Origin of the sequence: Wolbachia endosymbiont of Nomada ferruginata (assembly GCF_001675785.1) — a bacterium.
Lineage (GTDB): Bacteria > Pseudomonadota > Alphaproteobacteria > Rickettsiales > Anaplasmataceae > Wolbachia > Wolbachia pipientis.
The window spans coordinates 1-7,890 of sequence record NZ_LYUY01000065.1; the positions used below are offsets into that span (position 1 = coordinate 1).

At 35.6% G+C, this 7,890-nt stretch carries 9 protein-coding genes, 1 tRNA gene and 4 pseudogenes; 7 read left to right on the top strand and 7 right to left on the bottom strand.

Annotated elements, in window-relative coordinates:
• The 4 genes and pseudogenes from BA053_RS04305 to BA053_RS04315 form a co-directional block, all read left to right on the top strand.
• Positions 1-195 (top strand): annotated as a pseudogene (locus tag BA053_RS04305) (IS481 family transposase); the annotation flags it as partial.
• 2 nt (positions 196-197) lie between these two features.
• Positions 198-470: pseudogene (locus BA053_RS04310) on the top strand (TrbC/VirB2 family protein); the annotation flags it as partial.
• 28 nt (positions 471-498) lie between these two features.
• Positions 499-648 carry a hypothetical protein gene (locus tag BA053_RS07675; RefSeq protein ID WP_167347175.1) on the top strand — a complete coding sequence of 50 codons (150 nt, stop codon included), beginning with the start codon at positions 499-501 and terminating at the stop codon, positions 646-648.
• The gene (locus BA053_RS04315; RefSeq protein ID WP_065095502.1) at positions 645-1,265 is read left to right on the top strand and encodes a hypothetical protein; all 621 of its coding nucleotides are present in this window, start codon (positions 645-647) and stop codon (positions 1,263-1,265) included. Before BA053_RS07675 ends, BA053_RS04315 begins: the two co-directional genes overlap by 4 nt.
• A 25-nt stretch (positions 1,266-1,290) precedes the next feature.
• Here the strand turns inward: BA053_RS04315 and BA053_RS06795 are convergent.
• Positions 1,291-2,150 (bottom strand): annotated as a pseudogene (locus BA053_RS06795) (IS630 family transposase).
• Positions 2,151-2,396: 246 nt separating this feature from the next.
• Between BA053_RS06795 and BA053_RS04330 the strand changes: the two are divergent.
• Both BA053_RS04330 and BA053_RS06800 read left to right on the top strand, forming a co-directional pair.
• Positions 2,397-2,675 carry a helix-turn-helix domain-containing protein gene (locus BA053_RS04330; RefSeq protein WP_065095112.1) on the top strand — a complete coding sequence of 93 codons (279 nt, stop codon included), beginning with the start codon at positions 2,397-2,399 and terminating at the stop codon, positions 2,673-2,675.
• A 15-nt stretch (positions 2,676-2,690) separates the two neighbouring features.
• Positions 2,691-3,116: pseudogene (locus BA053_RS06800) on the top strand (hypothetical protein); the annotation flags it as partial.
• A 418-nt stretch (positions 3,117-3,534) separates the two neighbouring features.
• Here the strand turns inward: BA053_RS06800 and pdxH are convergent.
• Positions 3,535-4,128: a pyridoxamine 5'-phosphate oxidase gene (gene pdxH, locus BA053_RS04340; protein WP_022626142.1), complete on the bottom strand. Its 594-nt coding sequence runs from the start codon at positions 4,126-4,128 to the stop codon at positions 3,535-3,537.
• A 16-nt stretch (positions 4,129-4,144) separates the two neighbouring features.
• Positions 4,145-4,960: a bifunctional DNA-formamidopyrimidine glycosylase/DNA-(apurinic or apyrimidinic site) lyase gene (gene mutM / locus BA053_RS04345; protein ID WP_065095114.1), complete on the bottom strand. Its 816-nt coding sequence runs from the start codon at positions 4,958-4,960 to the stop codon at positions 4,145-4,147.
• A gap of 247 nt (positions 4,961-5,207) precedes the next feature.
• Here mutM and BA053_RS04350 point away from each other — a divergent pair.
• Positions 5,208-5,280, top strand: a tRNA-Thr gene (locus BA053_RS04350).
• 46 nt (positions 5,281-5,326) lie between these two features.
• Here the strand turns inward: BA053_RS04350 and BA053_RS04355 are convergent.
• The 4 genes from BA053_RS04355 to BA053_RS08370 form a co-directional block, all read right to left on the bottom strand.
• The gene (locus tag BA053_RS04355; protein WP_065106802.1) at positions 5,327-6,853 is read right to left on the bottom strand and encodes an acyl-CoA carboxylase subunit beta; all 1,527 of its coding nucleotides are present in this window, start codon (positions 6,851-6,853) and stop codon (positions 5,327-5,329) included.
• 107 nt (positions 6,854-6,960) lie between these two features.
• A complete protein-coding gene (locus tag BA053_RS08050; RefSeq protein ID WP_231115838.1) occupies positions 6,961-7,263 on the bottom strand; it encodes a hypothetical protein in 303 nt (100 codons plus the stop codon).
• A gap of 76 nt (positions 7,264-7,339) precedes the next feature.
• Entirely contained in the window at positions 7,340-7,645 is a 306-nt protein-coding gene (locus BA053_RS08055) for a hypothetical protein (RefSeq protein ID WP_245611086.1), read from the bottom strand.
• Between the two features lie 32 nt (positions 7,646-7,677).
• The gene (locus tag BA053_RS08370) at positions 7,678-7,812 is read right to left on the bottom strand and encodes a hypothetical protein (RefSeq protein WP_255324782.1); all 135 of its coding nucleotides are present in this window, start codon (positions 7,810-7,812) and stop codon (positions 7,678-7,680) included.
• Positions 7,813-7,890 lie beyond the last annotated feature (78 nt).

A 7,890-nucleotide genomic window follows, 5' to 3' on the forward strand; every position in this document is an offset into this window, starting at 1 on the left:
TTACGTAATTTGATTAAAATTTTACCATATAAAATCCACACTATTTTGACAGATAACGGTATACAGTTTACCAATCAGAAGCACCTTAAGAACGCTTTTCAACACATATTCGATAGTGTTTGTGAAGAAAATAATATTGAGCATCGTCTAACAAAAGTTAGCCATCCTTGGACAAATGGACAAGTTGAGCGTATGTATTAGTTCTCTCTTTTGCGTTTGAAGCTGTAGCTGTAGATGGAACTGGAGCTAGACTGGACACAACAGCAGACGTAATATGTAAAATAATGGAGTACGCTCGCAAACTAGGTGGACCGATGATCACGATAGTGATAATAGGTGCGGCTTTGCTTGCAATATTCGGCAGAATGCCGTGGCCTGCGCTTTTTGCATTGGGTACGTTTACTGCTGTGTTTTTCGGCGCTCCTACAGTTGTAAGTGCAATAAAACCGGATGCAATATCATGTAAGTAGAGCCTTCTGCTAGTCCTGCAAACGAAAGATGCTGCAAGTCTCAAAAGTTTTAGGTAAGTGGTACTTCTTGTATCATTTACTTAAATCTAATCAGAGTAAAGTAGGACAAAATAAAAATTATCGGAAGCGTGATGAAAAAAGACCTGCTGCGAAATTGTATGTACTAATTTCAGGATGAATGAAAGACCTGCCGCAAAACAAAAATGGAGTATTTTTTTTAAGAGAGAGGTAAAAGAAGCCAAAATACGCCTTGAAAAAGCGATACAAGCTGGAGAGGAAGTGCAGGCAAGAGTAAAAGCTATTAGTTTATTGTATGATGAAGCAGAAGATTTATTCAATATATCTAGGAAGATCAGATGTAATCAGGCTGCGGAAGAATCTTTAGAGCAACAATATACTTTTCTAGTTTTAAATACAGACTATAAAGAAAAAATTAAGGGTATTTGCAATGAATACAGAAGCCTCAAAGAAGAGTTAAAGAGTAAGCAATCTATTGGTAAGGAAGAATTTGATAAGTTGTCGAAGTTAAATGATGAATTTAATAGATTAAACAAAAACTTTATTAAGCGTGAACAAAAAGAAAATGAATCTGCAAAAGATGACTTAAAATTTGATGATGTGGCTATCAACGAATTGAGGTCTCATGTAATTGCAGAAATAAAACAGGCAAGAGCTGCTGCTGAGGAGGAAAGAAAAATATTAAAAGAGGAACAGAAAGTAGCCGAGAAGATAATGATGCAATTACAAATGTCAGATTTAGCACAAACACCAAGCCCTGCATTTAACAACGTATAGCATTTCTCATAATAGTCCGAACAGGTCATAGGAAGGCAGAATCAACAGCACGACGAAAGGATTCGAATAGAGGAATGTTTTTCCTGGCTCTGTTTTTTATAGCAAACCAATGATGCTCAATTTTGTTGAAATCTGGAGAATAAGGCGGCAGATACAAAATTTCTGCACCAACCCCTTTAGCAAGCTCGATAATCTTATCAGACTTATGAAAAGTAGCATTGTCAAGAATGACAGTCTGTCCAGGTTCCAAGATCGGTGTCAAAAATTGCTCAAACCATCCATTAAAAACATCCATATTACAGTGGCCTTCAAAGGTTAACGGAACAACTATCTTTCTTCCACTTAAGGCTGCAACCATACTGATTCGTTGAGTTTTCTTTCCAGATTTTAAGGCATAAAACCGCTGTCCTTTCTGGCAATATCCGTAGGGGTAGTCTTCGGTGTTATCAATGCCATACTCATCTATATACACTAAGTTTTTAGGTTCTTTTGTCGCTATAATTTTCAAAAATTCAGCACGTTTTTCTTCGTTTCTTTCCTTGTATCCATATGTCTTTTTTTGCGCGTAAATCCAATTTTTTTAAGGGCTCGATAGATCGTTTGGATACTAACGTTGTTCCAAAGTTTAGCCATTTCCGATAGAGTCTTTCCTCCGTGTTCTCTGGCAAATTTGGCAAAGGTATCCCAGTCGGTAATTTTGTGATTGTAACCCCCATTTCCAAGTTTTTTTGATTGAAAGTCTCCTGTTTCTTTTCTTCTTTGCTGCCACTCCCATAAAGTAGTTCATCCAATCTTAAATCTTGCTGCCACTGTTTCTCTGCTTTCTCCTTCGTCTAGCGCTTCCATTGCTTTTTTTCTTAAATCATAACTATATGCTGCTGGCATTCAACCTCCTTATCATCATCTATCCTTATCCTATCACATCCGGACTTTTATGGAAAGAGCTATACAAGATCTAAGCTATTGTCTGGTAATTGCGGCAATAGGTTAAGAGAGTCTCCACAATATGCAGCTCCCCTATCTGTAGTATATGTAGGTTTATTATTAAATTTAAATTTTTCCAATATATGTACCATATGGAAGATACTTATAGTCTGTAGACTTATAATTGTCAACTATTATCTTACAAAGATGACAAAAATAAAAAAACAACCTCTGCGGTTACTTCTTTCCCAGAATATACGAAGAATAAGAAATATAAAAGGGCTTTCCCAAGAAACTCTTGCTGATTTATGTGAATTACACAGAACATATATAGGCTCCGTTGAACGTGGTGAGAGAAATATCTCTATAGATAATGTTGAGCGCATAGCAGATGCCCTTGGTGTTGAACCTACTGCACTTCTAGATCAGGATCAAGACAGAAAATGTCTGAAAGATATATTTCCTCATATACGGAAGTATCAATAGTTTGCTGTTAAGCATGGTATAAATGATATCTTTCAGGACAACGGCGGAAAAATCCTACAAGTCTTATTACTAACTGGACTCACTATTCTTCCAGCACGCGAGGGAAATGATGCCATTGATGAGTATGGTAATGAATATGAGCTTAAATCAGTAAATGCTCTTCTTACAAAAAGCTTTTCTACTCATCATCATATGAATCCTACAATAATTGCAAAATACCGAAAGGTGGATTGGATATTTGCTATTTATGAAGGAATAGAGCTAAAAGAAATATATAAATTAACGCCGCAAGACCTTGAACCATATTATATTACATGGGAAAAGAAATGGCATGATACTGGTGGTAAAGACATCAATAATCCCAAAATTCCTTTAAAATACGTCAGAGATAAAGGTAAGCTTCTTTATCATTGTGATGAAAGAGTATGTGACCGCCACTAACTTCCTCCATCCCAGGTTGATTTTAAATTGTCCGGAATGCTGAAAACCCTAACATTTAACTCTTTTTTTGATAAACTTGTTTATTTACTGTTTATTAAAATTTTCACTTCAAAATTTAACCTCACCAAAAGTATAAGAAGCCTGTCCAATGAAAAATTCTTAACCTTCTATAGCTAACCCAAGAAAGGTTTCCCTATGTCATACCGCCGCGGTATCTCAGCATAGATTCCGCTAACAAGTAGCGGAATGACGAATTTGTTGTTTTTCAAATTATCGGTAAACCTAAGTCACTTTAGCTATAAAATTATAAGTTATTGATATTTTTGCTCTTTTTTATCCTTAATCCAGAATTCGGATTAGTAGGGTGTCATCCAATTCTCAATGGTAAATTAAGAAGGGTCTGCAATAACGAATGTAGCTAGGGATATAATTGTTCCACTTTCCAATCGCTTCCCTCAACAAGGGTGTATCTAAATCTAATATGCTTCCTATATTCACCTTCTTGCCAGAATTCAATTACTTTTGGGATTACGCAAAATCCCACCCAAAAATCAGGACGAGAAACTTGTGTATTGTGAAATTCTTTTTCCTTCAATTTTATAGCTTGCTCAAAATCCTGCCAATCTTTCAGAATGCTCGATTGTTTTGAGCACCATGCGCTAATTTGACTACCCAGCGCTCGAGAAGAGAAGTATTTGTCAGTTCTTTCATCGTTTAGAAGTTTAACCTCTCCTTCAATTCGCACTTGCCTAGCAAATTCTATCCAATGAAACACTAACGCAGCTTTGGGGTTCTCAGTCAATTCTTTCCCTTTTTTACTGTTTACGTTAGTGAAAAACACAAAACCTTCTTTGCTATATTCCTTTAGTAATACCACTCTTGCAGATGGAATACAGTCTTTGCTACAAGTTGCTAGCGTCATTGCAGTTGGTTGTTCACACGGAGAATTAAGTACTGCTTTGTACCACTTTGAAAACAAATCAAATGGATCTTTTTCAAGTGAAAATATCATATCAAAAAATAAAATCTTAATTCTGGCACGCGTTGCAAAAATAAGTGCTACGGCCATTTTGTCGTATAAGTGTTATGATATTATTGCAAATCTTGCAAGGTTTTTGAACTTTACCATATACGTAAAAGTTATTTTGAAAGTATCCAGCAGATCCAGATGGCTGTGCATAATCTTTCAGTGTTGAACCGCCTGCAGCAATTGCATCACTCAGAGTATTTTTTATTTCAGCAGCAAGTTTTTCGCACTCTCTATAGGTCAAGTTTTTTGCTGACCTGAGTGGTGATATACGGGCTCTAAACAAGCTCTCAGAAGCATATATGTTGCCTACGCCAACTATTGATTTATTGTCCATTAACGCTGATTTGATATTCACTTTTTTGTTTTTCAGCAACTCCTGTAAATAGTCTCCACTGAATTCATCCGTGAGGGGCTCTATTCCAAAATCGCTAAAAAAATCCGTTTCTTGTTCTTTATTTAAAATGATAACTAATCCAAATCTTCTTGGGTCATTAAAAATTATTGAAGTATTGTCAGAAAATAAAAATACCACGTGATCGTGCTTATTCCGCATTTGATCGTGGTCAGCATATATAAGCTTTCCGCTCATGCCAAGATGTATGATTACAGCCACACTACCATCTGTATTCCAGATGGTATACTTACCTCTACGCTTGATGTTGCGTATGACTTTGCCCTTTAGCATATCATCAATATTTTTTGTTATTGGGGCACGTAAATTCCAATTATTCACTATAACATTACTGATTTGCTTGTTTTTAATTTTATCAAGCAAAAAATTAGAGATTACTTCCACTTCCGGTAGTTCTGGCATGATACCTCCTTCAAAACTTAAGTTTCTGATGGTAATTTTGTCGTTCTCAAATACATTCGAGTATTCTGCGGTGCTTTCTCCTAAAAATTCCTCACCACAAACGAGTTTTGAAAGGGTTCTCTGTCTACTCTGTTGCTGCTTTTTTCTTTTCAAAATATTTTGCTTTAAAGCTTTCGCTAATCTTTTTTTCTCCTCTTCTTTTTCCTTATTCTTTTTTGTGTTATTCATTATCATAATATATAAACTTGCCGTTGTAGCTCAGGTGGTAGAGTACGTCATTGGTAATGACGAGGTCCCAAGTTCGAGTCTTGGTAACGGCACACTCTTATAATATCGCATAACTTGCAAGCAAGGCTTAGAAGAAAGTTACAGAGGTAAGTTGTCATGCTTTTTCCATATCCTTTCTACCTTCTTGTTTTTGAGTAGCTCTAATGCTTTACAAAAGTGATACCTTGTTTTACTTGGCACTATAATGTCATCAATGTATCCATATGATGCAGCAAAAAATGGGTTAGCAAATTTTTCTTTATATTCTTTAATTAACGTTTGCTGATCTTTTTCGTGTCGAAATATAATCTCAACTGCACTTTCAGGGCCCATCACAGCTATTTCAGCAGTTGGCCAGGCATAATTTATATCACCTTTTAGATGTTTCGAATTCATAACAATGTATGCACCACCATACGCTTTTCTAGTGATAAGGCTAATTTTCGGCACGGTCGCTTCAGCGTAAGCGTAAAGCAGTTTCGCTCCGTGTTGTATTATATTATTGTATTCTTGATTTGTACCCGGCAAAAATCCTGGAACATCAATAAGTGTGATGATCGGAATGTTAAATGCGTCACAAAACCTTACAAACCTCGCAGCTTTTCTTGAAGAATCAATATCCAAACATCCTGCAAGGTGCATAGGTTGATTTGCAACAATACCAACAGTGTTTCCTCCAATTCTACCAAAACCAGTTATGATATTACGAGCAAAATCAGGTTTTAACTCAAAAAATTTCCTTCCATCACAAACTTTTTCAATAAGTTCATACATATCATAAGGAGTATTAGGATTGCTAGGAATCAGAGTATTTAAAGATTCATCAATATCATTAACTGAATCACAGGTTGATTTAGGTTTCGGTGATTCTTGATTATTTGCTGGTAAGAAAGTAAAGAATTCACGCATTTTTAGCAGCATTTCAACATCATTATTGAATGCAAAATCCGCTACTCCTGTTTTGCTTGTATGAATTTTTGCTCCACCGAGGTCTTCGAAACTTACATCTTCGTAGGTAACCTTTTTTACTACATCTGGCCCGGTTATAAACATATATGAACTGTTTTTCACCATGAAAGTAAAGTCAGTTAATGCTGGGGAATAAACTGCACCTCCTGCACATGGGCCCATAATTAAAGAAATTTGTGGTATAACACCCGATGCATTTACGTTTCTTTGAAAAATTTCTCCATAACCAGCAAGAGAATTTACTCCTTCCTGAATTCTGGCTCCACCAGAATCATTTAGTCCGATAATTGGAACTCTGGCATTAATTGCCATATCCATAATTTTGCATATTTTTTTTGCATGTGACGCACCAAGTGAACCACCAAAGACAGTAAAATCCTGAGAATAAACAAAAACTTTTCTGCCATAAATAGTACCATGACCAATCACTACCCCATCACCTAAAAAATTAGCATTTTGCATGCCAAAATCATTTGCATGATGTTTTACGAATTTATCGTATTCTGCAAAAGAACTTTCATCGAGCAATATACTGAGCCTTTCTCTAGCAGTTAATTTCCCTTTTTCATGTTGTTTGGTAATCCTGTCAGAACCGCCTCCTTTTTCAGCTTCTAGTGCTTTGGTTTTTAGATTTTCTAGTATTTTAAAGTCTTGCATACAATAAAGTAGTTTTCAAATTAGTTGTAGACTTTATTAAGTTTACAAACCCTACTAACTATACACATACACTATTGCTATATGCAACAATGTATGTATGATAATTGTTAATGCTCTGGTGATTCATGGTCACTACTTTGAAAATGTTGCGATGTGTCAACACTTTTCATATTAGAAAGAGGTGGACTAACTGCACTGCTTTTCGTTTGTGCAAAACTTTTAGCAGCTTCAACAACCTTGCTTATACGAGGTTCTTTTTCTAGCTCTTTTAGGTACTTTGAGAAGATTTCACAACTTTTGTCATCCATATGTACCATTATTTTACCAAAACTTTCAGCTTTTTCAGAAGATAAAATCATTTCGATCTTTTCATCGCCTACCCTAAAGGTCATTTTTACTTTGCCTTGCATATCATGATATTGCCAGCTTTTTATTCAGATTAGATTATCTCCTTCTCCTATTCGCAATGCACCATATTCTAAGTCCTTAAATTCCGGGGAGTTCATAAATTTTGCAGGAGTGATCACACTTTTTTTCTGGACACTGTACATAATAAAATTTATTATCTCTTTCTACTACAATTTCTTTTTTTTTGTCATTTTCAATACTATCACTTACAATTTGTTTTAGACGTGACAAATATTCGCCGCGTTCTTTCAGTATATCTTCTGGCAATAATCTCCGAACTTCTTGGCTCACATCAGTGCCTGTTGAAACTAGATTAAACATTTCTAACATAAGAGGCCGTAGTTTTTCTTTTCCAGTCTCAGTAACATTTTTATCTTGCTCCATGAGGTGGTATAAGATCAGTATCGAATAATCTATTATTGATGACTTTTTTCTCCTTGGAATACATCAACACTAAACATGACCTTGTGCTTTTTTGCATCGTCTATAGATTTTTGAAGTCTCTTTGCTATGTTTTCGATAGCTTCATCATTAGGTAAGTGTTCAGGCAATGGCGTCAACTTAAGGAAAAATGTCAGAGATTGTGTATAAAATTTCTCTCTAAAATTTTTACCATTAAATTACCCAAA

What these genes read in the sequence shown, in the direction of transcription:
- BA053_RS07675 (WP_167347175.1), top strand. Translation starts at nt 499, where the DNA reads ATGCTGCAAGTCTCAAAAGTTTTAGGTAAGTGGTACTTCTTGTATCAT.
- BA053_RS04315 (WP_065095502.1), top strand. Translation starts at nt 645, where the DNA reads ATGAATGAAAGACCTGCCGCAAAACAAAAATGGAGTATTTTTTTTAAG.
- BA053_RS04330 (WP_065095112.1), top strand. Translation starts at nt 2,397, where the DNA reads ATGACAAAAATAAAAAAACAACCTCTGCGGTTACTTCTTTCCCAGAAT.
- pdxH (WP_022626142.1), bottom strand. Translation starts at nt 4,128, where the DNA reads ATGATATTTTCACTTGAAAAAGATCCATTTGATTTGTTTTCAAAGTGG.
- mutM (WP_065095114.1), bottom strand. Translation starts at nt 4,960, where the DNA reads ATGCCAGAACTACCGGAAGTGGAAGTAATCTCTAATTTTTTGCTTGAT.
- BA053_RS04355 (WP_065106802.1), bottom strand. Translation starts at nt 6,853, where the DNA reads ATGCAAGACTTTAAAATACTAGAAAATCTAAAAACCAAAGCACTAGAA.
- BA053_RS08050 (WP_231115838.1), bottom strand. Translation starts at nt 7,263, where the DNA reads ATGCAAGGCAAAGTAAAAATGACCTTTAGGGTAGGCGATGAAAAGATC.
- BA053_RS08055 (WP_245611086.1), bottom strand. Translation starts at nt 7,645, where the DNA reads ATGGAGCAAGATAAAAATGTTACTGAGACTGGAAAAGAAAAACTACGG.